This window comes from Microcoleus sp. Pol12B5 (assembly GCF_036701335.1).
In the GTDB taxonomy this organism is placed as follows: Bacteria; Cyanobacteriota; Cyanobacteriia; order Cyanobacteriales; family Microcoleaceae; genus Microcoleus.
Window position 1 is genome coordinate 15,206 of sequence record NZ_JAUBQQ010000039.1, and the last position, 25,785, is coordinate 40,990.

Genomic DNA, 25,785 nt, shown 5'->3' on the forward strand with positions numbered 1-25,785 from the left:
TCCGTTTGTAGATCGCATTAATGGCTCAATGCAAATTCGGGCAATTTTGGCTCAGATGAACCATCGGGCACTACCTTAACCTGACCGTTTTCATCCACATCAACGATCGCCTTTTGGCCGTCTTTCAGCTTCCCAGACAACATTTCCTCAGCCAGTACATCTTCCAACAACCGCATGATTGCGCGGCGCAAAGGTCGAGCACCGTAGCTGGGATTGTAGCCTTCTGTAACTAACAAGTCCTTGAACCGGTCTGTCACCGACAAAGTAATACCCTGTTCGGTTAAGCGGCTGAAGACTTGCTGCAACATAATGTCCGCAATCTGCTTGACTTCTTCCCTGTTCAACTGGCGGAAGACGATAATCTCATCCAAGCGGTTGATAAATTCGGGACGGAAAAACTGTTTCAGTTCTTCGTTTACCAAGCTGCGAACGCGGTTATACTGACCGTCTGCAGCACTTTCAGCAAACTCGAAACCGAGACCGCCACCGCCTTTTTCAATCACTCGCGAACCGATGTTTGAGGTCATGATCAGCAGTGTATTCTTAAAGTCAACTGTCCGACCTTTAGCATCCGTCAAGCGGCCGTCTTCCAAGATTTGCAGCATCATGTTGAAGACATCCGGGTGAGCTTTTTCGATTTCGTCGAACAGGACGACGGTGTAAGGACGGCGCCGGACTGCTTCTGTTAGTTGGCCGCCTTCATCGTAGCCAACGTAACCCGGAGGCGAACCGATGAGTTTGGAAACCGTGTGGCGTTCCATGAATTCGGACATATCTAACCGAATCATGGCTTCTTCTGAACCGAAGAAATAAGTGGCCAGGGCTTTTGTAAGTTCGGTTTTGCCGACGCCTGTGGGGCCGGAAAAGATGAAACTGGCGATCGGGCGATTGGGATTTTTCAAGCCTACCCGCGCGCGACGGATAGCCCTAGAAACTGCGCTGACAGCTTCTTCTTGACCGATCAAACGCTGGTGCAAAGTATCTTCCATGTGCAGCAGCAATTCCGATTCGGATTCTGTCAGCTTGCTGACCGGTACTCCCGTCCAATTAGCCACGATGTGGGCGATGTCTTCTTCGGTGACGATGGGAGAGGTTTTGAGTTGGCTTTTATTGATCGTAGCTTCGGCGATTTCGGCTTCAATTTCTAATTCGCGATCGCGCAATTTTCCAGCTTTGTCGAAGTCTTGCTCGCGCACTGCTGCATCTTTTTCTTTTGTTACTGCAGGCAGTTGTTTTTTGAGCTCTTTAACTTCGGGCGGGGTTTGTGAATTCATCACGCGGACGCGGGAACCTGCTTCGTCAATTAAGTCGATCGCCTTGTCTGGCAAAAACCGATCGTTAATGTATCTGTCTGACAGTGTAGCCGCTGCTTCTAAAGCTGCGTCGGAAATTGTCAGTCTGTGATGCTGTTCGTAAGCCGATCGCAAGCCGTACAATATTTCTATTGTTTCAGCCACGCTCGGTTCACCGACTTTTATCGGTTGGAAGCGGCGTTCTAAGGCAGCGTCGCGCTCGATGTGTTTGCGATATTCGTCCAAGGTAGTTGCGCCGACACACTGCAATTCGCCTCTAGCAAGGGCTGGTTTGAGCATATTGGAGGCATCCATGCTGCCTTGAATTGCGCCTGCACCGACTAAGGTGTGAATTTCATCAATTACCAGAATGATGTTGCCGGCAGCGCGAATTTCGGCCATGATTTTCGTCAGCCGTTCTTCAAATTCGCCGCGGAACTTTGTACCAGCAATCAGCGAACCCATATCGAGGCTGATTACTTGTTTGTCTTCTAAAATTTCCGGGACGTTTCTATTAACAATCCGCTGGGCTAGGCCTTCGGCGAGGGCTGTTTTGCCGACTCCCGGTTCGCCTACTAACACTGGATTGTTCTTAGTGCGGCGGCCGAGCACTTGGATTACGCGCTCAATTTCATTTTCGCGGCCTACCACGGGATCGAGTTTGCCGGCTGCGGCTAACTTGGTCAGGTTTGTGCCGAATTCTTCTAAAGTCGGGGTTTTGCGATCGCCGCTATCTCCCCTACCTCCGGGTACTGCCGCGACTTCTCCCACGGCACGAATTACCTGAGTGCGGACTCTCTGGCGATCGATCCCCAAGTTTTGCAGCACCTTCGCCGCCACCCCTTCATCATCCTGAATCAGCCCCAGCAGGATGTGCTCGGTGCCGATGTAATTGTGGCCTAACTGCCGCGCTTCATTCAGCGCCGTCTCAAAAATGCGCTTGACGCGGGGCGTAAAAGGAATTTCAGGCGGGAGGAACCCGGAACCTCTACCGATGATATTTTCGATTTCATTGCGCGCCTCTTTCAAGTTGAGACCCATATCCAGTAATACTTTTGCAGCGATGCCAGTGCCTTCGCCGACGAGCCCCAGAAGAATTTGCTCAGTGCCTACAAAATTGTGACCGAGGCGTCGCGCTTCCTCTTGGGCTAGCATGATTGCTTTAATGGCTTGTTCTGTAAAGCGTTCAAACATATTTTTTCTATCCTACTGTCTTGGCGAGGGCTGTATCGCTGCTGGTGAGGAGCGATTTGGAACACTACACAAATTATAGATGTAAATTTTTGTGTATTTCCTTCTATAACAATGTATCTTGCTAAAGGGGTAGAGACAGTGGGGAGAGCCGAATAGTAGGGGTGTGGTTGCCGTCCGCTGTCGATCGGATATTAATTGAGAATAATAGTAGCAAAATGGCTTTATTGCCTGAATACTATCCTTTTATGTATAAATTATATTCTTGTACGAGTAAATAAAGCTTGATTTTTGTTGCCCTAAGTACATGGTTGAATTAAGCATATAACAGTTGCCCTGTCAAGACTTTTGACGGTTGAGAGTGGTCGTGCCGTCAGCCAACAGCCAACTGTCAACAGCGAACAGCGACTAGAATTCAGATATATTTTCAACTCTGAGGAGAACTCCATGCAATTTCTCTTGCAATACCAAATCCACTTCACTCTCCACGAAGGTATCGAAACAATTATTTATCGAGGAAAAATCCCCACCCACCAGGATACAACCGTACTCAAAATCCTGAAAGCTGAATATCCCACCCTTGATGCAATTACCAGGATCAAGCACGAGTATCGCATTCGCCAACATTTAGATCATCCGGGCCTAGTTAAAGTCATTAGCCTAGAAACCTTTGATAACCGTATCGGCTTGCTTTTAGAAGACTTTAATGGCGAATCTATCGATCGCCTGATGTCTCGACAAAAGCTCGAAGTTATCACCTGTTTGAGGTTTGGTATTCAACTCATAAAAACTTTAGAATATCTGCATCTTCAAAAAATCATTCATAAAGATATTAAGCCTAGCAATATCATCCTCAACAGCCAAACAGGAATTATTAAACTGACAGATTTCGGGATTGCTTCACGATTGTCCAAAGAAACTCCCCAAATTAATAATATTAACTCGATCGTCGGTACTTTTGCTTATATGTCTCCCGAACAAACCGGGAGAATGAACCGCACTCTTGACTACCGCACAGACTTTTATTCTCTCGGTATTACCTTATATGAAATGCTGACAGGTCAATTACCATTTATGAGTAACGACCCGTTAGAGATAGTTTACAGTCACATAGCATCTCAAGCAATTGTACCCCATCAAATTAATTCAGACATTCCACCAGCTATCTCACAAATTGTGATGAAATTGATGGCAAAAAATGCCGAAGATAGATATCAAACAGCAGGCGGATTGTTGGCAGATTTAGAGATTTGTTTAGCTCAGTTAGAAACTACAGGCAAGATAGTCGATTTTACGCCCGGAAACTTAGATATATTGAGTCAGTTGTTGATTCCTCAAAAATTGTACGGTCGGGAAACACAAGTCAGCGAACTATTGGCAGCATTTGAACGGGTAGCTAATCCTTGCGAGGAAAATTCTTCCCCTTCCCAAATTGAACTGATCCTAGTGTCTGGTTATGCAGGTATAGGCAAATCTGCCGTAGTTAGCGAAATTCAAAAACCCATCACCAGACAGCGGGGTTATTTTATTTCAGGTAAATTTGACCAATTCAAGCGGAATATACCTTACGCATCTTTAATTCAAGCTTTTCAATCTTTGATCCAGCAGTTACTTTCCGAAAATAGCAAAAAATTACAAGATTGGCAACATAAACTTTTAGCCGCACTAGGCGATGCCGGACAAGTAATTATTGACGTGATTCCCGAACTAGAATTGGTAATTGGCAAACAGCCTGCCGTTGCGGAACTTGCCCCCACAGAAGCACAAAACCGCTTTAACAGGCTATTCAAAGAATTTATCCACGTATTCGCGCAAAAAGAGCATCCCTTAGTCATATTTATCGATGACTTGCAGTGGTCAGATTCAGCAACCTTGAAATTAATGGAATTGCTGGCGACTGACCCCGATAGCAAATCTTTACTATTAATTGGAGCCTATCGAGACCATGAAGTTAGCTCTACACATCCTTTAATGCAGACAGTAGAGTACCTTCAAAAAACGGGTATTATTATCAATAGTTTAGTGCTGAAACCTCTTTCTTTAGCCCAGGTTACTGAGTTAATTTCTGAGACATTGAATGACTCAGACATAATTCAACCTTTAGTGGAATTAATTTGGAATAAAACTGGTGGGAATCCTTTTTTCTTGACGCAATTGCTCAACACTCTTTATCAAGAAAAACTTTTGAGATTTGACTTTTCCCGGCTGCTGTCTCCCGGAAGAAGAGGGGAGTGGCAGTGGAACATTGAGGAGATTCACGCTATTGGCATCACAGATAAGAGTGTAGTTGAACTGGTAGCCAGTCGGATTAAACAATTGCCAGAGACTACACAACAAGTTTTGAAATTGGCGGCTTGTGTAGGGGACCAATTCACTTTAGATGTTCTCTCTACTGTCAACGCAAAATCTCCATCAGTCACTGCGACTGAACTCTGGGATGCTTTGCAAGCAGGGTTAATACTTCCTTTGAATGAGAGTTACCTCATTCCTCTATTTTTAGATGGAGAAGGAGGAGCTAATTTAACTTTCGATTCTTCGCGAATCAGCTATAAATTTTTGCACGATCGAGTCCAGCAAGCTGCATATTCGCTGATTCCTGATTATGAAAAGAAAGCCACTCATCTTAAGATAGGTAAATTGCTACTTGAAAATACGCCCGCCGATCAAGTAGAAGAGAAAATTTTTGATATTATCAACCAGTTGAATGTAGGAATGGATTGTCTGAGCCTGCAATCAGAAAAAGATGAATTAGCCGGATTAAATTTAATTGCTGGACATAAGGCAAAAGCAGCTAATGCTTACGAACCCGCTGTTAAGTATTTGAATGCGGGAATGTCGTTATTAGCACCTGATAGCTGGGATCGCAACTATAGCATGACGCTGCGCTTGTATGTAGAGACGCTGGAAGCCGAATATTTAAACACGAACTTCCAGCAAGCAGAAGTTTTGGCGGAAGTGGTTTTGCGCTCGGCTAAAAACCAGCTTGAGATAGTGAAAGTGTATCAGCTAAAGATCCTATTTTATCAGGCTCAAAGCCAGATGCTAAAAGCTGTTGAAACAGGTCTAGAAGTGCTGGAAATGCTGGGAGTAAACCTATTAGATAACAAAACCATTGCAGTCCCAAAATTGCCGCGAATTGAGGAATTAGCCAATCTGCCAGTTATGACAGATCCTTATCAACTGGCAGCTATGGAAATCCTGACAGCCCTCTATCCTCCTGCTTATATTGCCAAACCTGAAATTGTGTCCTCCCTCGTCTTGACTATGGTCAATCTTTGTATTGATCGCGGTCATTCAGCATTAGCTAGTTTTCCCTATACTCTTTATGGAATGATGCTGTGCGGCACCGAAGGCGACATCGAAGCTGGCTACTACGCTGGATTAATAGCTTTAAAGCTGCTAGAACAATTTAATGCTAGCCAACAGAAAGCTAAGGTTTATGTAATGTTTAATGCTCATATAAGAATCTGGAAAGAGTCTACTAAAAACACACTTAATTCATTTCTAGAAGGGATGAAATTTGGTGTAGAAAATGGTGATTTAGAATGGGCGGTTTATAATTTTATGCACTATATTACTAATTTAGTGTTAGTGGGAGAACAGTTAGAATATGTCGAAGAAAAACAAAGCGTTGCTATGGAGTTTTTGCAAAAAAATAAACACGAATTTGCCATGGGTTATGCTCAAATTTGGCAAGTAACTGCTTCAAGCTTAAGAAGCCAAACATTAGAGCAGGTACGATTAGTTAGCGACAGGTTGGATCAACCTGCTGTGATGTCCCGTTGGCAGGAAGAAAATAATCGAATGTCGCTGTTTGCAGCGTATGTTGGTAAATTGATGCTGCTTTATTTATTTAAAGATTATGCTGCGGCTGTTGCCCGCGGTAAATTAGCGGCAGAATACGCAGATGGGGCGATCGGCTTAATCACTGTTGGTGTACACGATTTCTACTATTCGCTGGCCCTCCTCGCTCACTATCCTGACAGTGACAATCAAGAAGCATACCTAGCTATTGTTAACTCTAATCAGCAAATTATGAAAAAGTGGGCTTACCATGCACCCATGAATTATCAGCACAAGTACGAGTTAGTTGAAGCTGAGAAAGCTCGACTTTTCAGCGATAAACTTGCAGCAATGGATTATTATGACTTAGCTATTAAAGGAGCGGCTGCTAACGGTTACATCCAAGAAGAAGCATTAGCTTATGAATTAGCTGGAGAGTTTTATCAATCTTTGGATAAAGAAATAATTGCTCGATCTTATCTGACAAAAGCTTATTATGCCTACATCCGCTGGGGAGCTATAGCAAAAGTTAAATACTTAGAATCCCGTTATCATTATTTAGTCGATCGCAATCAAGGAGCAATATCTAAGAATGTTGATCTCATGACTGCTACCACTACTGTTGACAATAGCTTGATGCTGGATTTACCAACTGTTGTTAAAGCATCTCAAGCTGTTTCGAGCGAAATTATCCTCAGCCGTTTGCTAGAGAAACTTGTACAGCTTGTAAAGGAAAATGCAGGCGCTCAAAAAGTATTATTTCTTGCCAAAACAGGTAATCAATTATTTATAGAAGCTGGAATTACAGATCAATTTAATGATGTAACCCTGTTACAGTCTCTCCCGATTGCCGAATCCGAGATGCTCCCTATTTCATTGATTAACTATGTAGAAAGAACCCAAAAATACTTAGTTTTAGATGATGCTACCCGATCGGAGCAATTCCAATTTGACCCTTATATTGCGGCCAATCAACCCCTATCTATCCTAGTATTGCCAATTATCCATCAAGGCAGCCTTACGGGAATTTTTTACTTAGAAAATAATTTAACAAAGGGTGCTTTTACTAGCGACAGGGTAGAAATTTTGGGAATCCTGTCTGCACAAGCAGCTATTTCTCTAGAAAATGCTCGTTTTTATACTGTTCTGGAAACGCGAGTAGCGCAAAGAACTGAGAAATTGCAAACTGCACTGGAAGAACTTCGCCACACTCAATTGCAGCTAATTCAAAGTGAAAAAATGTCCAGTTTAGGGCAAGTGGTTGGGGGAATTGCTCACGAAATTAATAACCCGATTAACTTTATTTATGGAAATTTACATTACACCAATGAATACGCTCAAAACTTACTAGATTTAATATGTTTATACCAAAACAAATACCCACATTACGAGTCCGAAATAGTAAATAAAAGTGAAGAAATAGATTTAGATTTCTTGATGAATGATTTCACTAAAATGATTGATTCCATGAGAGTTGGTGCTGCAAGGGTTCGCGATATTGTGCTGTCGCTGCGAAACTTTGCTCGACTAGATGAATCAGATAGAAAATGGGTTAATATCCACGAAGGTATCGACAGCACGTTGATGATTTTAGATCGCAAATTAATTGATATTCAAGTGATTAAAGAGTACGATAATTTGCCTTTAGTTAACTGCTATCCTGGAGAAATTAATCAGGTATTTATGAATGTACTGACGAATGCTATTGATGCTTTATCTCGCGAAAGAGGGAGTAAAGTTGACTCGACACATACTCCAACAATTCAGATTGGGACTGAAGTCGCGGAAGGCAATCAAGTAGCGATTCACATTGTTGATAATGGTGTGGGTATGAGTTCGGAGGTGTGCGGTAAAATATTCGACCCGTTTTATACTACTAAAGAGGTAGGTAAGGGGACTGGTTTGGGATTGTCTATCAGTTATCAAATTGTGGTAGAACAACATAGAGGAAAGCTAATTTGCAAGTCGGAACCGGGACAGGGCAGCGAGTTTACTATACTGCTTCCGTATTGATGAATTAAAGCCATCGTGAAAGCAACTGTTCAACTACTTTCACAAAGCCGATCGCAATTTGGATCAATGGCCAACCCACAAAACAAATTAACACCGCCCAGCGAGTTTGAATATCCAAACCTTGGCGAACCGCCACAATTACAGCTAGCAAACTCCACACAACTAATATCCGCTCAATTCCTTCTCCCAGCAAGGGAATTAACGTTAAAAAATTCAGCACTTGGGGGGCGTAGGCAAACCCGATCGGAACCAACAACTCCCTATAAGCTACGTGACCCGGTTTCAGCCACTCGCCGATTTTAAAGATAGTAAAAGTCCAAAAATAATAACCCCCCGCGACTGCCAAACCATCTATCCAAAGTGCTAAAAATAATACTGATAGCTCAGTTCGATTGATTAACAAAATGACAGCACTGCCCAAAACGCGGGACACCGCAGCTAAAATTACAATTGTTAAAGCTATCCGCTTAGTTCTGCGAGTGTAGGGAGTTTTTTCGTAAAAATTGCCGTTCAAAGAAAGTGCGTTCCAAAGCGTTGCCCCCAAGCCTGCAATTGAATCTTCTCCCTTCACGTTGAACTCCTGCTCCTCAAGATAGTTGACAACTTTTACAAAATAAGCTCTAATACAGCAGAATCACCGAAGTATTTCTAGATAATTAGGTAATTAATTGGCATTCTACCAGATTTTATTAAATGCTAAGATTGATTTTACGGATACTTGCATGGCTGCGTGGGGGAAGCTTAAATTTGTTGCTTATCGCAGGTGTAATTTTGATAATTTGGGGCATTCTTTCGCCGGTGGGGACTGTTATATGGTGGCTGAATCAAAGTGCCGAAACTTTTGGTATCAAGAAAACTCCACCGGAGATATTGCCATCTAAGAAGGGCAATCTAGAAGCGCGTAAGTCTTCGCCACTTAATTGCTATATCATCTTTTTACCGGGAGTTGGCGATTTTTCGGGGGACGAATTAACGCCGGGCGAAGAGTTGTTTCTCAAGCGCTTAGTTAAAAGTCACCCGCAATGCGTAGCAGTGGGCGATGTTTTTCCTTACTCAGTTTCTAACAAAAGTTTAGGAGGAGAGCGGTGGCTAGCTCCTTTTTGGCGGTTTGCAGAACAGGCAAAAAAAGGGCCGATTGCGGGGAATATATTCATTAAAATTCGCAATCTCTGGAGGTTTGCAATTTCTCTAGATTATCGCTACGGCTTTGCATACAATCAGGGAATAGCTAATGCAATTATCGAGCGGATGAATGCTAAATCCCCCATTTCAGTTAATTCTCCACAACCTTTAAAAGTTATTTTAATTGGCACTAGCGGCGGCGCACAAGTTGCTTTAGGTGCTACTCGTTATCTTAAAGAATGGCTGAAGGCAGAAATTACGGTTGTTTCGGTTGGGGGGGTGTTTTCGGGAGAAAATGGTTTTGCAGAAGCCGATCGCATTTTCCACTTTCGCGGCACTCGCGATTCTATTGAGGATATCGGCGGCATAGTTTTTCCGACTCGCTGGTACTGGTACGCTACTTCTCCTTTCAATCAAGCTCGTTTGCAAGGCCGCTATGCAGAAGCTGTGAGCGGCCCTCACAAGCACGACGGCGATGAGGGATATTTTGGGGAAAATCTAGCAGCGGATGGTAAAAAGTATGTAGATATAACGCTGGACAAAATTAATCAATTGCCTGTTTGGTCTGAGGGCGCGCACGATTGATGAGTTCTTGCATATTCGATAGTCATTAGTTATTCATTGTGTCATTGTTGGTTGTGCGTCGCTTGAAGCTTGGCCTTGTTGCCTTTCAGTCTCTACCTCCAATTCCCGATGCCCGATGCCCAATTCCCCATTCCCCATTCCCTATTATAAATGTCTCGACCAACATTATATATTGCCATCACAAATCACGGATTCGGTCATGCTGTCCGAGTTGCGTCCGTAGCTGCAAAAATTCAAGAATTAAATCCAGATATCTTACTAATTATCACAACAACAGCACCTCGCTGGCTGCTAGAATGTTATATTGGTGGCGACTTTATCCACCGTCCCCGCGCTTTTGATGTGGGTGTGGTGCAAGCTGACAGTTTGAATATGGATAAAGACGCGACGCTGGAAAAATTGCGGGAAATCCGGAAAAAGCAAAATTCCCTAATTGCCAGCGAAGTTAATTTTATCAAGCAAAATCGGGTGGGTTTGGTGCTGGCAGATATTCCTCCTTTGGCAACGCGAATGGCGGCAGCGGCGGGGGTTCCCTGCTGGATGATGAGCAATTTCGGGTGGGATTTTATCTATCGCGAGTGGGGCGGGGAATTTGTAGAAATGGCAGATTGGATTGGTGAATGTTTCGGAATGTGCGATCGGCTTTTTCGTCTTCCTTTGCACGAACCGATGACAGCTTTCCCCAATATTCAAGATGTTGGCTTGACTGGCGGCAATCCTCGCTACAGTAACGAGAAAATTCGGGAAGTATTCGGAATTGAAACACCCCTGGAAAAAACTGTTTTGTTGACTTTCGGCGGATTGGGTTTAGAGGAAATTCCTTATCAAAATTTACAGCTATTTAGCGACTGGCAATTTATTACTTTTGATGCGGGAGCTCCCGATTTGCCGAATTTGATTAAAGTCAAAAATCAGGAGTTTGCAAAATCTCTCCCGATTTTACCCCGTCCGGTTGATATTATGCCTGTCTGCGGGCGCTTAGTTTCTAAACCGGGATACAGCACTTTTGCGGAAGCTTTGCGCTTGGAAATACCTGTCGTTTCTATAATGAGAGAAGGTTTTGCAGAAGCTGGGGTGTTGCTGGAAGGGATTCAAAATTATGCGGAACATCAAATCTTGACGGCGACGGAGTTTTTTGAGGGGGATTGGGAGTTTTTGCGGCAACCGCTGCATCCGCCCCGTTTGTCGGGTAAATTGGATAAAAATGGTACGGAGGATCTCGCCCAAGCTGTTGTAGACTATTTTTCATAAGTGCGATTAGAAATCGATCTTACACAAACAAAGTCTACCTCCGCCGACAGAAGACTTTTGCATCAGTCTCATCCAAAATCTAAAATCTAAAATCGAATGAATCACTATCAACAGATACTCAAGATTCAAACTACAGGAAAATCTCTGTCCAAAATCACTCCTAAGATAGAAGATGTGGTGGCGAATTCAGGTATTAAAACGGGACTTTGTAGTTTATTTTTGCGCCATACTTCTGCTAGTTTGGTGATTCAAGAAAATGCTGACCCGGATGTACTTAAGGATTTGGCTAACTTTTTGGCTAAACTGGTACCGGAGGACGATCGCTACATTCACGATGCGGAAGGCCCAGACGATATGCCGGCGCATATTCGCACTGCGCTGACTCATACTTCTGAACAAATCCCGATCGACCGCGGCAGGTTGCTGTTAGGAACTTGGCAGGGAATTTACCTGTGGGAACATCGTCAGCGGGGTCATATTCGCGAATTAGTTGTTCACGTCAGCGGCACTTGATCGGAATTTGTACCTCGCTGATTTTAGTTGCTTCCGGCGTCATCGGGGAATTGTAAAAAAAGCGGCGCGGCGGCCCGACTATTTCGTATTCAGGATGTTCTTGAAGCCAATCTTTGAGTTTCTGGAGGTTATTTTCGTAGCTTTCCCAAGTGTAGGCCCCGCCCACGCCGATGCTGACAACCATCATGGGCGAAGTATCCGTAACTTCTACAGCGGAGTTAACGCTGCTGGGGGCGATATTTGGTGCGGGATAGAGGAACGAAACTTCAGCTTGAGGAACTGCATCGATTTGCCCGGAAGTTTTCGTGTAGCGCGCTTCTACTGGCGTTGTCATCGCAATTTGGTTGTTGCTGATGTGTTGAAATAAGGGATTGAAGGCGATGCCAGTTGCTTGTCGCAAATCGCCCGCGTGGGTGTAGGTGACAGCGCGGTAGTGAGGATATTGCTTAACTTCTATGACCCCAATCTGTGCGGGTTCAGGGAATCCAGTAGGTAATACCATTTGAGATTTAAAAGTTGAGATTTTACATTGAAAAATGGGGGAATACTGACTCCGCAAGGGTTTGGAACTTGCTTGCAGTTGCATTATTTTTGACAACTGGTATAAATAGACTGAGATTGTTTGCAGACAATCGTTCAGGTGGCACAATTAGTTTAGCAGTTATTTAAGGCGCTGCTAACTATCGATCGCCTAGAATTAGTTGAGAGATTATTAATTAACCTCATAATAATACGGACGGCACTGAGTAAGCAGAGAAACATTAATCTAGTTGTGCTTGAAAAATTAGCGTTTTTCAGGTGTTTGCTATTTGTGTCGGAAAATATTCGGCTGTTGGGCCGATCGAGCTGTGCGTTCTCAGTTATTGCCACGCTTATCGCGTTCAATAACGCCTATCAATTATACCGCTTTCAGGGAATGACGTATGAAAAAGATTCTAGTGATTGAGGACGAGCAAGTAATTCGGGAAAATATTCTCAAACTCCTCAAAGCTGAAGGTTTCGACGTGACGGGTGCAGAAAATGGAGCAAAAGGTTTAGATGCGGCGGTGTCAAATGTTCCCGACGTGATTATTTGCGACGTGATGATGCCAGAACTTGACGGGTATGGGGTGCTGGTGGCCTTGCGATCTAATCCGGTTACTGCTACAGTACCTTTTGTTTTTCTGACCGGTAAAGCCGATCGCTCTGAAATGCGGCAAGGTATGGAATTGGGAGCAGATGATTACCTGACTAAACCTTTTAGTAAAGCTGAACTTGTGGGCGCGATATCGAGCCGCTTGAAAAAACAAGAAGCTGTCGCCGAACAGTACAATACTTTGCGATCGCCAAGCAGCGAATTCAACCAAGATGCCACCGACAAATTAGAGCAGATAAAAACAAGTTTGCGCGACGCACTGGAACGAGAAGAATTCCAAGTTTACTATCAGCCACAAGTCAATGTCCAGACAGGTAAGATTATGAGCGCCGAAGCTTTAGTGCGCTGGGTACATCCAGAAAAAGGGCTGATTTCGCCTGCAGAATTTATTCCCCATGCCGAAGAAACTGGCTTTATTGTACAGTTAGGGGAGTGGGTTTTGCACACAGCTTGCAAGCAAATGCAAGTTTGGCAAAATGCTGGTTTTTCGCTTCGGATAGCGGTGAATCTGTCGCCGCGCCAATTTCACCAACCGGATCTCAGCAGCAGAGTTGCCCAAATTTTAGCAGAAACTGGTTTGCAAGCGAGCAGTTTGGAATTAGAGCTGACAGAAAGTTTGATGGTAGAAGATGCCGAAAGTGCGATCGCCACTTTGCAACACTTGAAAAATTTGGGAGTTTGTATATCTCTTGACGATTTCGGAACGGGGTATTCTTCTTTAAGCTATCTGACGCAATACCCCTTCGATACTTTAAAAATAGACCGCTGTTTTATCAGCAATATAACCGATGGTTGCACAAATGCAGCGATTGTGAAAGCTATTATTGAAATGGCGCACAGTCTCTGTCTTGAGGTAATTGCCGAAGGAGTTGAAACGGAAGCCGAAAAAGATTTTCTATGGCGCTATAAGTGCGATATAATGCAAGGATATTTGTTTAGTCCTCCTTTGGCATCAGCGGATTTTGAACAATTGTTGATAGCAGGAAAATAGAATATCTATTAAGTTAATATTGAGCAGAGAATTAAGTGCGATCGGGGTGGAATATGGTTGTAGAATCCAGCAAAAACGTTGACTCACTCAAATCAAGCAATAAAAAAAATAAGGATTTTTACCTAGCTATTCAACTAGCTCTATTGATAGTGTTTTTAGCTATTTTATCCAGATTTTTTATCATTGTCAACGCTGGAGAACGGGGCGTGCTGATGCAGTTTGGTAAAGTGCAAGAACAGGTACTCGGAGAAGGACTTCACGTAATAGTCCCCACAGTTTATAGTGTAAAAAAGTTGAGCGTCAGGGTACAAAAACAGGAAAGTTCCGCTGAAGCTTCCTCAAAAGATTTGCAAGATGTTTTCACGGATGTAGCGCTCAACTGGCATATTATCCCAGAAGAAGCCAATGCTATTTTTCAACAAATAGGTGACGAGAAAGAAGTCGTGGCTCGCATTATCGAGCCGGCTGTTGAAGAAGTATTAAAAGCAGTTATGGCTAAATACACGGCTGAAGAAATTATTACTAAGCGGGGAGAAGTTAAAGCCGCAGTTGATGATTCTTTGACCTTGAGGCTAGTTACATATCACATTGCCGTTGACGATATTTCTTTAGTACACGTTCACTTTTCTGAGCGGTTTAGCGAGGCGGTGGAGGCGAAACAAATTGCCGAACAGGAGGCAAAAAGAGGGGAGTTTTTAGCGCTAAAAGCAGCAAAACAGGCGGACGCTAAGGTGAATTTAGCCAAGGGAGAAGCCGAAGTGCAAAGGTTGCTGCGGGACAATTTGACTCCGGAACTTTTGGAAAGGCAGGCTATAGAAAAATGGGATGGGAAATTGCCGCTGATTGTTGGTGATGGGGGTAAAAATATATTGGACTTGAGGAAATTGGTTGAGAGATAATTATAATCCTGCACGCAGGGGTAGCCAGAAACCGGGTTTCTTTACGAAAATACACGGGGTTTAGCTTTTTATGTGGGTAAAAAACCCGCTTTCTTGAGTATTGGTGCGTAAGTCCTGAATTACCAATTACCAGCACCTTAAGTTAATATCTGTTCAAAAGCTTTAGTAATTCCAGTTTGAAAACGCTGTCGGTGCTTCAGTTTTAAAACGGGTTTAATTATTTCCAAACATACATTAGAACTTGGTTGGCTATCTATAATTTTAATCGCTCGTAGTGTAGATAGCTGCAATTCTTTTTTTACCATCAATTCAGGAATAGCCGCTGCACCTGTGCCACTTTCCACCACTGCTTTTACCATTTCACTGCTGTTCAAAACTAAAGTTACATTCAATTCATCGGGATTAACGCCCCAACTTTGCAAAGCTTGTTCCAACATTTGCTGAACTCCAGAACCAGCTTCTCGCATCACCCAATCCGTTTTCGCAATTTCCGTTAAACTCACTTCTGCACGTTCAAACCAAGGGTGAGATTGGCCAACTACAATCAGCAAGCGTTCGCTGCCTACAACTTCTTCCTCCAGAGTGTTCTTAAGCGAAGCTTTGATGTCTCCCGTCACTAAACCTAAATCAAATGTTCCCGTCGCCGTCCCTGCACAAATTTCTTCGGCATTTGCCAGAGTACAATTCACGGAAATACCAGGATATTGCTGTTTAAACTTGCTAAGTTTATCAGGCAACCAATAATTGCCAATGGTCAGACTACAACCCAAGTTTAATTCGCCTCGCTGCAAGTCATTCAACTCCCGCAAACCTCTCTCAGTCAAAGCAACTTGGTCGAGAATTTTCTGAGTTTCAACTTGCAGCAACTTCCCCGCATCTGTGATTTCGATGCGGCGGCCGATGCGGTGAAATAGTTTTACTCCGTATTGCGCCTCTAAGCTTTGGATTGTCGCGCTGACAGCGGGTTGCGTGATGTAAAGTTCTTCCGCTGCGCGGCTGAAGTGCAGGTGTTCCGCGACAGCTAGAAAAACTCGCAGTTGATCAAGCGTCATTCCGGCCATGCTGAGTACCCTTTTACTAAATACAGACAGTTTTTTTTTGAAATAAAAATCTTTGGCGGCTAAACTTTGACCTGAACTTTTCGAGTATCTGGTACAGACTGGAATTCCCAGAAAAGCACGGTTGTTAGCCGCTATTTAAATTTTCCTTTTAACATCAAGGGTTTGGGCTGGTGGCGACAGATAGGTCTCGTCTTCCAACAGTTCTTTTGCCACGGCACTGCATCACTTGTATTTATTAATTCGATAAACAAGACCATTTGATTCTACCTGTCAAGAGCCTTAAGGTGATACTTAAGCTTCTAACGCAGGGCCCGATGCTGAAGCAGCACCCACAAGTTTAAGCCGATCGCCAAAAGTCGATCGACAACAAGAGAGAAGATAAATGACTAAGAAAACGCCAAAAAATCACAGTCCCCACGGCTTAAAGCCGGACTGCCTCTCGTTTGGGGAGGTTTTAGCTCAATCCTTTGCTGTCATTGCACCTACAACTATACCCGCATCTAATCTAGGGTTAATTGTCGCTCTTTCGGGTAACGGGGCTTGGCTGAGCTTTCTCATCGGCTTGATAGGCCTAGTATTTGTCAGCATCAATATCAACCAATTTGCGAGTCGATCGGCTTCTGCCGGTTCTCTTTATTCTTATATTGTTAAAGGACTAGGCCCGACTGCCGGCGTAATTTGCGGCTGGAGTTTGGTACTGGCTTATCTATTTACTGCAATGTCAGTTTTGTGTGGTTTTGCCAACTTTACGGGTACTTTCATCGGTCATTTAGGCATCCATCCCTCGCCGATTACGCTGTTAGCGATCGGGGCCGGGGTTGCTTGGTATGCAGGTTATAAAGATATCCAACTCTCAGCTATGGCGATGCTGTGGCTAGAGGGGGCATCAGTGGCCGCCATCGCACTTTTAGGAATGATCATCTGGGCGCACAAAGGTTTTGCCCTGGATATGTCCCAACTGACTTTGGAAGGCGTAACTCCGGGGAACATAGCGACAGGACTTGTCTTAGTAATGTTTGGTTTCTCTGGCTTTGAAAGTGCGACATCTCTGGGCGACGAAGCGAAAAAACCCTTAAAAAATATCCCCAGGGCTGTCATGGGCAGCGCTGTGATGGCAGGCTTATTCTTCATTCTGATGACCTATATTGAGGTTTTGGGTTTTAGCGGTACTGGAGTTTCTATTACTAATAGTGAAGAACCTCTGACTTTTCTGGCGCAACAAGTGGGCATGGGTTGGTTGGGAGAGTTAGTGGCTTTCGGCGCTTTATTTAGCTTTTTTGCTTGCGTGCTCGGCAGCATCAATCCAGCGGCGAGAGTGTTTTTTATGATGGCGCGCCACGGTTTGTTTCACTCTTCATTAGGTGTAGCGCATTCGTCTAATAAAACTCCCCACGTTGCAGTAACCCTGTGTACATTTATGACATTTTTGGTGCCTGCTGTGATGTCTATGTTTAACATCAAACTGTTCGATTGTATGGGTTATTTGGGGGCAATTTGCAGCTACGGATTTTTAACCGTGTACGTCTTAATTTCGATCGCGGCTCCGGTTTACCTGCACAAAATTGGTAAGTTGCGCCTGCGAGATGTGCTGTTCTCCGTGGTGGCGATCGCATTTATGATGATTCCGATTGCGGGCAGCGTTGGCATTCCCGGCAGCACTACGTTCCCACCTCCAGAAGCTCCTTACAATGCCTTTCCTTACTTGTTCTTGATGTACTTGGCGGCTACTTGCGGATGGTTTTTCTGGCAACGGCTGCGTTCTCCTGAACTCGCGGGATCGATGCAGCAGGGTATTGACGCAATTCATGCCAAGTTCGAGGAAGAAAATGCAATTTACGGCGGTGTTCGATTGAAAGCCGTCCCCTTTGACAGTGAGCGTTTTTGATTAGCAGTTACCAGTGCGCTGTTCGGAGAAATAGTTTTTAAGCAACTGGGTTTTTACTGAGATATTGCAGCATTGTCAATCAGCATTTCAAAGGCGTTGCTTCGATCAACAGCTCACAATAAAATTTAATTTTTGTGGAACGGGAATCTTGCCCGTTCCGAAGATACGAACCCAGCAAGTACAACCAATAAAAAATCTGAGGAGACACAGAAATGAATGAATTACTAACAGCAATTTCTACGGCAATAACAGCTTTTACGGCTACGAATCTAGACGATATTCTGATTCTGCTGCTGTTTTTCTCGCAGGTGAATGCAGTATTTCGGCGCAGGCATATCGTCTTCGGTCAGTTTCTGGGCTTTACTGCACTGGTTTTTGTTAGCCTTCCCGGCTTTTTTGGCAGCTTAATATTTCCGCCAGATTGGATCGGAATGCTGGGTTTGCTGCCAATTGCGATCGGGCTTAGCCGCTTGCTGAATCCAGAAACCGACGATTCCGAAGTTGAGGCAGAAGTAGAGCAATCTGAGAAATCTTTTTTTAGAAGTTTTTTGTCTCCTCAAACTTACAGCGTAGCAGCGGTGACGGTGGCAAATGGGGGCGACAATATCGGGATATATATGCCGCTTTTTGCTAGCAATACTCTAGAAGGTTTGGCGGTGGTTCTCACTGTATTCTTCGGGATGGTGGGCGTTTGGTGCTACGCTGCTTATCGGTTAATTCAGATGCGGGCGATTGCGGATAATTTGACTCGCTACGGCAATCAGCTTGTGCCTTTTGTTTTGATTGGATTGGGAATGGCGATTCTGGTAAAAAGTGGCACTCTGGCTAGTCCAACTTTAAGTATAATATCTTTAGTTGGTTGCTGTTTCTGTTTGATAACTATGAGCAGAAGTAACACCAGCGAAACTGAAGTTTAGAAAAATTGCAGGGACAGCACATGAATTGGATTGCAGCAGCGATTATTGCCGGGATGACATCTTTTGCCGCAACCAATATCGACGATATGGTGATTTCGATGCTGTTCTTCGCCCAGGTAAATGATACTTTCCGTCCCCGGCATATCTTTGTCGGTAAGTACCTCGGATTTGCAGCACTCATCGCTGCTAGTTTGCCCGGTTTTTTTGGTGGTTTAATTGTGCCGAAAGCTTGGATTGGTTTGCTGGGTTTGGTTCCGATCGCGATCGGCATCAGTCACTTAGTCAGGAGAGATAATGAGGAAAATGACGTACAAGCCGTATCTGGCGAATTTAACCGTCAATCTAACTCATCTGTGCTGTCAAAACTCGCCAATCTTTTCAATCCCCAAACTTTGAATGTGGCTGCGGTAACAGTGGCGAACGGGGGAGACAACATCGGCATTTATTTGCCACTGTTTGCTAGCAGCGATTTGCCGAGCTTGATGGTGATTTTGGCGGTTTTCTCGGTGATGGTAGGTGTTTGGTCTTATGCCGCTTACTGGTTAACTCGTCACAGGGCGATCGCCCCTATTTTGACTCGCTATACCAAGGCTGTTGTCCCTTTTGTATTGATTGGCTTGGGAATATTCATTCTGATTGAAAGCGGTACTTATCGCCTGCTCCCGGCATTTCAATTTAACTAAAAATTAGCTTCGCTTCCGCTACTTACATCCCTCTCTAGGTAGATAATTTTTTCGATGTTTATAATTTATAACTCATCATTTTTACCTTACCAATTGTTTTCTTAAAATGGTGTCTAAATTACTTGCCATATATCACCAAATATGCTAAGTTAATAATGAACTAATTAACCGAGCTAAAAGCAGCTTCAAACTAATTTAGCCTCGAATATTTACGAAAGTTCAAGCCATTTTGTGAGCTAGCAAGTTGCCAGACTTAGGCAAGAATATACCTGTCATTTCACTAAATCCTGTAGTGGTGAATCCAACTCATCAGCTAAAAACTTGAGGAGGAATCATTAAAATATCGCCCGAACACTTTGCCACTACCCCACACCGCTCGACTTTGACAATAGGTCTAATCCTAAAAAATCCGAATTTTGGATTCTGCCAAATTTGGTTTTTCAGGCCAACCAGTTAAAGATAGTTCGTTTTTGCCTAAGTCTTAAGATAGCAAGCAAACAGAAAGTTGAAAAAAACCTGACAATCTAGAAAAGGACAAAAATTGTGAAAATCTTCAAATTTGTTTTAGTGCTCTTGGTAATGACCGCCAATTTAGTATTCGTTCCCCCCTCCTGGGCCGACGCTCCAAAAACGCCGAAATATGCGAGCAATCCCGACTACATAGAGGTGACTCAAGCTCTGAACACTCTCAGGACAGCGAAAGATGCACCCGATACCGCCCAAACTTATACCCCTGAGCAACTTCAGCAAAAAATCGCTCAATTGGAGTTTCAAAAATACACTTTAGAAACGGGAAAGCCTTGGGGTCAGTGCCGCAACGAGACAGGAAAAACCCTGGCTGTCTACGGCCCGAAAGGCAAAAAAGCCGCTTCTTCTACTTACGAGAATGCCCTTTATTTTCTAGCTGACGGCCAAACAACTGAACATAAATGGGATTGCGATGGAATTTATCTACCCAGCGATATCAAAGCAACCGATTTAAGAACTACCGATCAACCTTCAGAAGAATTGACGGGCGGTATAGCTGTTAAGATAGTTGACGGAACTCAAGTTTTAGCCAGAGCTAATCCCGATACGGGGGCTGTAGAATTCAACGTTCCTACTGCTAAGGTTTTCCAGCCTGGGGATGCGAATTGGTTTGTTCCTGATGTGACTCAGGCTTACATAGATACGCAAGTTCCCAACGCACCAACTGAGGAAAATGATTAGTTTTGGTGAAGTTGTAATGCGATCGACTGTGTAAAGCCTGTTCCAACGCAACAACCCGCCGGGGATAGCTCCCCGGCGGATAATCGTCCCAGCGAAAATCTATCAGTTTACCTTCATATTTGGAGTTAATATTAAAAGGCTAATCTATGCTATTAAATTGGAAATCCACGAAAGTAAATACAGAAAAGATTAGGCGACCAAATCCGTCGCGGGTGCGGGATCACTTGGCAAACGAGCGCACCTATTTAGCATGGATGCGGACAGCAATATCGCTGATGGGTTTTGGCGTAGTTATCGTCCGCCTTCGCACCTTCCATGCCCCTCTGCTGCCAACTCCCGGCAATGGTTGGAAGTTGGGTTTGCTTTTTTCAGCAGTGGGTTTGCTGACGGTGTTATTCTCAACTAAGCACTACTTCGGCGTCCGCCACGATATCGATTACGATACTTATGAACCTACGGATCGCTGGGTAATTCTTTTCAGTCTGGCGATCGCCATTTTAGGCGCTGGGGTAATTTATTATATGTTCACCATTCCTTCTAGCTTAGAAGGTTTGATGGCACCTGAATAATGGTGGCCGTTTAATATGAATATTAAAGAGTTCGATCGCGTGCAATTATCGTTCCAACCGATGCAAGTAGATGATGAGAAACCAAAGCAGCCCAATCTGTCGCGGGTGATCGATCGATCGGCAAATGAGCGCACCTTCTTAGCATGGATGCGGGCCGCGATCGCCCTTATGGCTTTTGGCGTCGTCATCATCCGACTTCGCGTCGTGCAAATGCCCGTACATTACCGTCAGGCGATGGGGTGGAAGTTGGGTTTAATCTTCTCTCTAATAGGTTGGGTGACAGTCTTAATCTCAACTAAGCACTACTTCACCGTTCGCCACCAAATTGACCACGATACCTACAATCCCCCAGACGCCATGGTTTTATTTTTCAGTTCCGCTGTGGGCTTATTGGGAATTGGAGTAATTTATTCAATTTTGGCAACTGCCCTGAGCCCAAGTAGTTTTGTAATACCCGATTGATTGTCAACAGGAGTTAATCATGAATAGCGATATAGTTGCCACGAGTGCTTCCATTCTCATCTTAGGTGCTGCTATCTGGGCCGCATTCGTAGTGCTGGAGACTGTCGCGAAAATAGTCCCTAAATTGCTAGGCGTGACAGTTGTGATCGGGCTTTTGCTCGTTTACCTGCAATTTTACTGGGGTATCGATATTGCATATCTTTGGCAAACTGTCAAGCATTTGCCTGAAGCTTTCAATTTCTCGATCGCAGCCTAAACCGGCACCAGGCAGCATTCTCAACAACCTCTCCCGGATAGATATTTTTCTACCGAAAACAAAGTATATTCAGCCGATCACCAAGAAAATACGGTAACTCGATTGACTTACTAGACATAACTCAGCTTTGCTGTTAAACTACGGTAAGTCGATCGAGTAATGAGCTATTAACGTGGAAAACGCTAAAAAAGTCATTGAAGAGTACCAGCTTGCAGGACAACTAAGCCAACAGTTGCCACAAGCTAAGGGCTTTAACGAAGTCTGGTTTAAAAAGATCAGAGGGGGGTTGCTTCTGGCAATTGGATATTTGCTATCACCGCTGTGTTGGTGGAACGACATATTTTTCAATCTGCCAATTGCCTACGCCTTTGGGTATATCTTTAGTTGGCTTTCCCCAGATTTACTGTTTCCTTGCACAATTGTCGGCTACTGGCTTTCCAATATTGTGGGAATTCTGTTGATGCAGCTAGGAACTTTAGATGTTGTTACAGACAAACCCAAGGAAAAAAACCTCAAAAAAGAGTTATTGACTGGTTTAATATCATCAACCGCCTTCACAGTTGTCATTGTGGCATTGATTCATTTTAATGTTCTCGATACTCCAGATTTCTTTTCCAGCCAACAGTCGGTTAACCTCAGTTCTGCTTTACCTGTGACGCTCGTCACTTCCAGGTAGAAAGTCGAATATAAACCCCATAAATAAATCGAGGGTTTTTAATCAGTTACACAGGTAGATATCAGAAAATCAGGGAGCTTTTACACTACAAGTTATGTAGTTTTGTTTATTGGCATTTACTTACTTTTACCAAAAATTTTGTAGCTGAACGCGCGGTAAGTCTCAAGCGTTGAATAGCAAAATTCCTGGCTATAAAGATTGGAATGCGAGTAAGATTTTGCCTGTGTAGCTGTGTTGCCGGAGCCGCGCCAGTTATCTATTTGTTGGTTGGCAGCGCTTAATTACACAGTTTTTGGGCATAACAGTGAACTACTTATTACTATCATTTCTCAGCTTTTTTGTTGGCATTATCGTTGGTTTGACTGGAGTTGGCGGAGCGTCGCTCATCACCCCAATGTTAATTTTTGTTTTCCAAATTCCAGCCTCAATTGCTATTAGTTCGGATGTCGTAGCTGCTACACTGATGAAAGTTGTTGGTGGCTTCAAACACTGGCAGCAAAAAACCCTCGACTTGCAAGTAGTTAAGTGGCTGGCATTGGGTAGCGTACCCGGTTCCCTGACTGGCGTGTGGGTTTTACACTACATCAAATCCAGCGGAAGTCAGGACTTAGACAGCATATTGCTGCGCCTTCTCGGAGTAGCTATCGCACTAATTGTCGCTTTATCCCTGACCCAATTAGTGGTCAAAACATTTTTCCCTAAGTTTAAATTGCCTTCGCCTCCTAAATGGGACTTAAATACTAATTATGGTCGTTTTTGTACTGTGGGTGCAGCAGCAATTTTAGGCTGCATAGTGGGAATCACTAGCGTTTCTTCCGGTTCGATGTTTGCATTGTTGCTGATTGCTTTTTTCCGCCTGGATACTTCTAAATTGGTGGGTACAGATATTTCGCAGGCGGCAATTTTGTTGATGTTTACATCTCTGGGACACCTCAGCCTCGGAACAGTAGACTGGAGTTTAGTATTGCCAATTTGGTTGGGTTCGGTGCCGGGAGTTTTGGTAGGGGCTAAATTCTGCCAAATTATGCCTCAACGCCCGCTAAAGTTTGTGATTTACGGAATGTTGGCAATGGCGAGTTGGAAGTTGTATCAAGTCTGAAAAGTAGGGGTAGTGCCAAGAATACCTACCCCTAATTTGCAAGGGCAACCACGGGGATTGCTCCTACTACGTATTAATAATTGCTGACTAATGCTTCGAGTTCGCGGACTGAAGGCAATTCTAAATCTTTGAACAAGACTGTGCTGAGGTAGCGTTCGCCATAAGAAGGCTGCACAAAAACTATCAATTTTCCAGCATTTTCGGGACGCTTGCCGACTTGAATTGCAGCACACAAAGCGGCGCCGGCAGAAATTCCTGACAACAATCCTTCTTCTCTGGCAAGTCGGCGACTGTAGGCGATCGCATCTGCGTCGCTAACTGCGATAACCTCATCAATTAACTCTGGTTTCAAGACTTCTGGGATGAATCCTGCGCCAATCCCTTGAATTTTGTGAGCACCAGATTTACCTCCAGAAAGCACGGGGCTGGTGGCGGGCTCAACTGCGATCGCCCTAAAACTCGGTTTCCGCTGTTTAATTACCTCAGCCACTCCCGTAATCGTACCGCCGGTGCCAACTCCAGCCACTAAAAAATCTACTTTACCCTCTGTATCTTCCCAAATTTCCTCAGCCGTGGTTTCCCGGTGAATTTTCGGATTAGCGGGGTTGCGAAACTGTTGCAGCATGAAAGCGTCGGGGGTTTCTTCTACAATTTCTTCCGCACGGGCGATCGCGCTTAACATCCCTTCATGTCCCGGAGTTAATTCCAACTGAGCTCCGTAAGCTTTCAGCATCGATCGGCGCTCTAAACTCATCGTATCCGGCATCGTTAAAATCAGACTGTACCCTTTCGCCGCCGCGATCATTGCCAAAGCAATTCCAGTATTGCCTGAAGTCGGTTCAACTAAAATAGTTTTCCCCGGTTGAATTAACCCCGCATCTTCTGCAGCCTGAATCATGCTCGCGGCAATCCGATCTTTCACCGAAGCAGCCGGATTCATCCCTTCCAATTTGGCCACAATTCGAGCAACTACTCCTTCGGATTGGGGAATTTTATTGAGCTGAACTAAAGGAGTTCTGCCAATTATTCCTGTAACATCCTTAGCAATTCTCATGGCTTAATTTCTCTCCATTTAAATGTAGTACATGGGATGTGCTTGTTTGCGAACATCCCGCTGTTCGCACAAATCTTGTAATGTGTATTTCCCCAAAACAGCCCAAGATGCCTGTTGAGCTTCCTGCCATATTTCTAGCACCGCAGTTTTTTCTATTGTTACAGATTCCGAAACTTTTTGGGTCTGGCCGCTGCCGTCGCCTTCTAGTGTCGAAAACACATCTAGCAAAGTAATTTCCCAAGGATCTTTCGCCAGCAAATAACCGCCTTTAGCACCCCGCAAACTCTGGACAATACTTGCACGCCGCAGCACGGCAAGAATTTGGTCTAAATAACGTTCCGGTATCTCTTGAGAAGCAGTAAGTTCGTTTACTGTTAGGGGCGAATCCTTCGGATGGTGGCTCGCCAGTTCCAAGAGGGCTAACAGGGCGTATTCTACTCTAGAAGATAGTTCCACATTCCCCACTGGCGATCGAGTTTAAATTGTACATTATATAATAGTACATAATTCCGGTAGGCATACAGGTGTTAGTATATTTTTATTACAAAAACGGTTGGAGAAATCCCGTGAGCAACGTAAATGTAGGTTTAAGCTGTCGGCACTGTCGGTATTACGAGCAGCATGGGCACAGGGGCGGAAACTGCCTAATGCTAGGCGTGGGGGTACAGGGTGGGTGGAAAGCTTGTCCGTTTTTAGTTCCGCCCTTTGCACCGTCTTGGGAACACCCAGAAGCGGGTAGATCCCGAAAGTCTCAAATGTTGCAGGGAGCGAGTATTTTAGAGGCAATACCGCCGCCTTGAAGTAAGGGCTAAGTAGGTAGGCGGATATATGCTGTGTCATCGTTAAGTTTATTGATGCTGACCTACTTAGCTGCCGTCAACAGGTGCGATATATCGCATCTGTTGGCAGTGAGAATAAAGAAATCAACAGAAAGAAAAAAGCAGGTGGGATTGTTGCCCTTGCTTTTGAACTTATTGACGAGTCGATGAGAAAATTTAATAAACGCACATTCGATACAAATTATCTGTTGCCCAGATTATTCTGAATTTGAGCGAAGATTGCACCGTCACCTTTGAATAGGGACGATTTTAACAGAGCGGCTGATTTAAGAGAAAATACTGGCCAACCAGTTTTTTTCT

Annotated in this window: 22 protein-coding genes; 16 read left to right on the forward strand and 6 right to left on the reverse strand. The window is 44.2% G+C overall.

Annotation, left to right across the window (positions count from 1 at the left end; translation table 11 throughout):
• Positions 1-17: 17 nt before the first annotated feature.
• Positions 18-2,486: an ATP-dependent Clp protease ATP-binding subunit gene (locus tag QUA24_RS16970; RefSeq protein ID WP_333230864.1), complete on the reverse strand. Its 2,469-nt coding sequence runs from the start codon at positions 2,484-2,486 to the stop codon at positions 18-20.
• Between the two features lie 444 nt (positions 2,487-2,930).
• Here QUA24_RS16970 and QUA24_RS16975 point away from each other — a divergent pair, with 444 nt between their 5' ends.
• Entirely contained in the window at positions 2,931-8,279 is a 5,349-nt protein-coding gene (locus QUA24_RS16975; RefSeq protein ID WP_333230865.1) for an AAA family ATPase, read from the forward strand.
• A 4-nt stretch (positions 8,280-8,283) separates the two neighbouring features.
• Here QUA24_RS16975 and QUA24_RS16980 read toward each other — a convergent pair whose 3' ends face one another.
• Positions 8,284-8,850 (reverse strand): hypothetical protein, encoded by a 567-nt coding sequence (locus QUA24_RS16980; protein WP_333230866.1) that lies wholly within the window; start codon positions 8,848-8,850, stop codon positions 8,284-8,286.
• A 176-nt stretch (positions 8,851-9,026) separates the two neighbouring features.
• Here QUA24_RS16980 and QUA24_RS16985 point away from each other — a divergent pair, with 176 nt between their 5' ends.
• The 3 genes from QUA24_RS16985 (at position 9,027) to QUA24_RS16995 (ending at position 11,750) form a co-directional block, all read left to right on the forward strand.
• Positions 9,027-9,986: a hypothetical protein gene (locus tag QUA24_RS16985; RefSeq protein WP_333230867.1), complete on the forward strand. Its 960-nt coding sequence runs from the start codon at positions 9,027-9,029 to the stop codon at positions 9,984-9,986.
• Positions 9,987-10,136: 150 nt separating this feature from the next.
• Complete coding sequence (locus QUA24_RS16990) at positions 10,137-11,237, forward strand: glycosyl transferase (protein ID WP_333210151.1); 1,101 nt, start codon at positions 10,137-10,139, stop codon at positions 11,235-11,237.
• A 96-nt stretch (positions 11,238-11,333) separates the two neighbouring features.
• Positions 11,334-11,750, forward strand: a complete 417-nt coding sequence (locus QUA24_RS16995; protein WP_333210149.1) for a secondary thiamine-phosphate synthase enzyme YjbQ — start codon at positions 11,334-11,336, stop codon at positions 11,748-11,750.
• On the opposite strand, the gene QUA24_RS17000 is transcribed toward QUA24_RS16995, so the two are convergent.
• Positions 11,737-12,252, reverse strand: coding sequence for a heme-binding protein (locus tag QUA24_RS17000; protein WP_333210147.1), 516 nt, complete (start codon positions 12,250-12,252; stop codon positions 11,737-11,739). The two genes, QUA24_RS16995 and QUA24_RS17000, sit on opposite strands and share 14 nt — an antisense overlap.
• 421 nt (positions 12,253-12,673) lie before the next feature.
• Here QUA24_RS17000 and QUA24_RS17005 point away from each other — a divergent pair, with 421 nt between their 5' ends.
• Together QUA24_RS17005 and QUA24_RS17010 are read left to right on the forward strand one after the other, a co-directional pair.
• A complete protein-coding gene (locus QUA24_RS17005) occupies positions 12,674-13,876 on the forward strand; it encodes an EAL domain-containing response regulator (protein WP_333230868.1) in 1,203 nt (400 codons plus the stop codon).
• A gap of 53 nt (positions 13,877-13,929) precedes the next feature.
• The gene (locus QUA24_RS17010) at positions 13,930-14,775 is read left to right on the forward strand and encodes a prohibitin family protein (protein ID WP_333210143.1); all 846 of its coding nucleotides are present in this window, start codon (positions 13,930-13,932) and stop codon (positions 14,773-14,775) included.
• A 137-nt stretch (positions 14,776-14,912) separates the two neighbouring features.
• Here the strand turns inward: QUA24_RS17010 and QUA24_RS17015 are convergent, their stop codons facing one another.
• On the reverse strand, positions 14,913-15,827 hold the full coding sequence (locus QUA24_RS17015; RefSeq protein ID WP_333210141.1) for a LysR family transcriptional regulator: 915 nt from the start codon (positions 15,825-15,827) through the stop codon (positions 14,913-14,915).
• Between the two features lie 391 nt (positions 15,828-16,218).
• Here QUA24_RS17015 and QUA24_RS17020 point away from each other — a divergent pair, with 391 nt between their 5' ends.
• From QUA24_RS17020 to QUA24_RS17060, 9 genes are all read left to right on the forward strand, one after another.
• The gene (locus QUA24_RS17020) at positions 16,219-17,721 is read left to right on the forward strand and encodes an APC family permease (protein WP_333210139.1); all 1,503 of its coding nucleotides are present in this window, start codon (positions 16,219-16,221) and stop codon (positions 17,719-17,721) included.
• A 212-nt stretch (positions 17,722-17,933) separates the two neighbouring features.
• Positions 17,934-18,638, forward strand: coding sequence for a cadmium resistance transporter (locus QUA24_RS17025; RefSeq protein ID WP_333230869.1), 705 nt, complete (start codon positions 17,934-17,936; stop codon positions 18,636-18,638).
• A 20-nt stretch (positions 18,639-18,658) separates the two neighbouring features.
• Positions 18,659-19,321: a cadmium resistance transporter gene (locus QUA24_RS17030; RefSeq protein ID WP_333230870.1), complete on the forward strand. Its 663-nt coding sequence runs from the start codon at positions 18,659-18,661 to the stop codon at positions 19,319-19,321.
• 543 nt (positions 19,322-19,864) lie between these two features.
• Positions 19,865-20,530, forward strand: a complete 666-nt coding sequence (locus tag QUA24_RS17035) for a hypothetical protein (RefSeq protein ID WP_333230871.1) — start codon at positions 19,865-19,867, stop codon at positions 20,528-20,530.
• Positions 20,531-20,676: 146 nt separating this feature from the next.
• Positions 20,677-21,099, forward strand: a complete 423-nt coding sequence (locus tag QUA24_RS17040; protein WP_333230872.1) for a DUF202 domain-containing protein — start codon at positions 20,677-20,679, stop codon at positions 21,097-21,099.
• 15 nt (positions 21,100-21,114) lie between these two features.
• A complete protein-coding gene (locus QUA24_RS17045) occupies positions 21,115-21,561 on the forward strand; it encodes a DUF202 domain-containing protein (RefSeq protein WP_333083966.1) in 447 nt (148 codons plus the stop codon).
• A 19-nt stretch (positions 21,562-21,580) separates the two neighbouring features.
• Complete coding sequence (locus tag QUA24_RS17050) at positions 21,581-21,817, forward strand: hypothetical protein (RefSeq protein WP_333230873.1); 237 nt, start codon at positions 21,581-21,583, stop codon at positions 21,815-21,817.
• 172 nt (positions 21,818-21,989) lie between these two features.
• The gene (locus QUA24_RS17055; protein ID WP_333230874.1) at positions 21,990-22,493 is read left to right on the forward strand and encodes a hypothetical protein; all 504 of its coding nucleotides are present in this window, start codon (positions 21,990-21,992) and stop codon (positions 22,491-22,493) included.
• A gap of 304 nt (positions 22,494-22,797) precedes the next feature.
• Positions 22,798-23,592: a sulfite exporter TauE/SafE family protein gene (locus tag QUA24_RS17060; protein WP_333210128.1), complete on the forward strand. Its 795-nt coding sequence runs from the start codon at positions 22,798-22,800 to the stop codon at positions 23,590-23,592.
• Positions 23,593-23,665: 73 nt separating this feature from the next.
• Here QUA24_RS17060 and cysK read toward each other — a convergent pair whose 3' ends face one another.
• Both cysK and QUA24_RS17070 read right to left on the reverse strand, forming a co-directional pair.
• On the reverse strand, positions 23,666-24,646 hold the full coding sequence (gene cysK / locus QUA24_RS17065; RefSeq protein WP_333230875.1) for a cysteine synthase A: 981 nt from the start codon (positions 24,644-24,646) through the stop codon (positions 23,666-23,668).
• An 18-nt stretch (positions 24,647-24,664) separates the two neighbouring features.
• Positions 24,665-25,102 (reverse strand): Rrf2 family transcriptional regulator, encoded by a 438-nt coding sequence (locus QUA24_RS17070; RefSeq protein WP_333230876.1) that lies wholly within the window; start codon positions 25,100-25,102, stop codon positions 24,665-24,667.
• A 110-nt stretch (positions 25,103-25,212) separates the two neighbouring features.
• Between QUA24_RS17070 and QUA24_RS17075 the strand changes: the two genes are divergently transcribed.
• Positions 25,213-25,446 (forward strand): hypothetical protein, encoded by a 234-nt coding sequence (locus QUA24_RS17075; protein WP_333230877.1) that lies wholly within the window; start codon positions 25,213-25,215, stop codon positions 25,444-25,446.
• The last annotated feature ends 339 nt before the right edge of the window (positions 25,447-25,785 follow it).

Coding starts and splice junctions, on each gene's coding strand:
- QUA24_RS16970 (WP_333230864.1), bottom strand. CDS start 2,486: ATGTTTGAACGCTTTACAGAACAAGCCATTAAAGCAATCATGCTAGCC.
- QUA24_RS16975 (WP_333230865.1), top strand. CDS start 2,931: ATGCAATTTCTCTTGCAATACCAAATCCACTTCACTCTCCACGAAGGT.
- QUA24_RS16990 (WP_333210151.1), top strand. CDS start 10,137: ATGTCTCGACCAACATTATATATTGCCATCACAAATCACGGATTCGGT.
- QUA24_RS16995 (WP_333210149.1), top strand. CDS start 11,334: ATGAATCACTATCAACAGATACTCAAGATTCAAACTACAGGAAAATCT.
- QUA24_RS17000 (WP_333210147.1), bottom strand. CDS start 12,252: ATGGTATTACCTACTGGATTCCCTGAACCCGCACAGATTGGGGTCATA.
- QUA24_RS17005 (WP_333230868.1), top strand. CDS start 12,674: ATGAAAAAGATTCTAGTGATTGAGGACGAGCAAGTAATTCGGGAAAAT.
- QUA24_RS17010 (WP_333210143.1), top strand. CDS start 13,930: ATGGTTGTAGAATCCAGCAAAAACGTTGACTCACTCAAATCAAGCAAT.
- QUA24_RS17015 (WP_333210141.1), bottom strand. CDS start 15,827: ATGACGCTTGATCAACTGCGAGTTTTTCTAGCTGTCGCGGAACACCTG.
- QUA24_RS17020 (WP_333210139.1), top strand. CDS start 16,219: ATGACTAAGAAAACGCCAAAAAATCACAGTCCCCACGGCTTAAAGCCG.
- QUA24_RS17025 (WP_333230869.1), top strand. CDS start 17,934: ATGAATGAATTACTAACAGCAATTTCTACGGCAATAACAGCTTTTACG.
- QUA24_RS17030 (WP_333230870.1), top strand. CDS start 18,659: ATGAATTGGATTGCAGCAGCGATTATTGCCGGGATGACATCTTTTGCC.
- QUA24_RS17040 (WP_333230872.1), top strand. CDS start 20,677: ATGCTATTAAATTGGAAATCCACGAAAGTAAATACAGAAAAGATTAGG.
- QUA24_RS17045 (WP_333083966.1), top strand. CDS start 21,115: ATGAATATTAAAGAGTTCGATCGCGTGCAATTATCGTTCCAACCGATG.
- QUA24_RS17050 (WP_333230873.1), top strand. CDS start 21,581: ATGAATAGCGATATAGTTGCCACGAGTGCTTCCATTCTCATCTTAGGT.
- cysK (WP_333230875.1), bottom strand. CDS start 24,646: ATGAGAATTGCTAAGGATGTTACAGGAATAATTGGCAGAACTCCTTTA.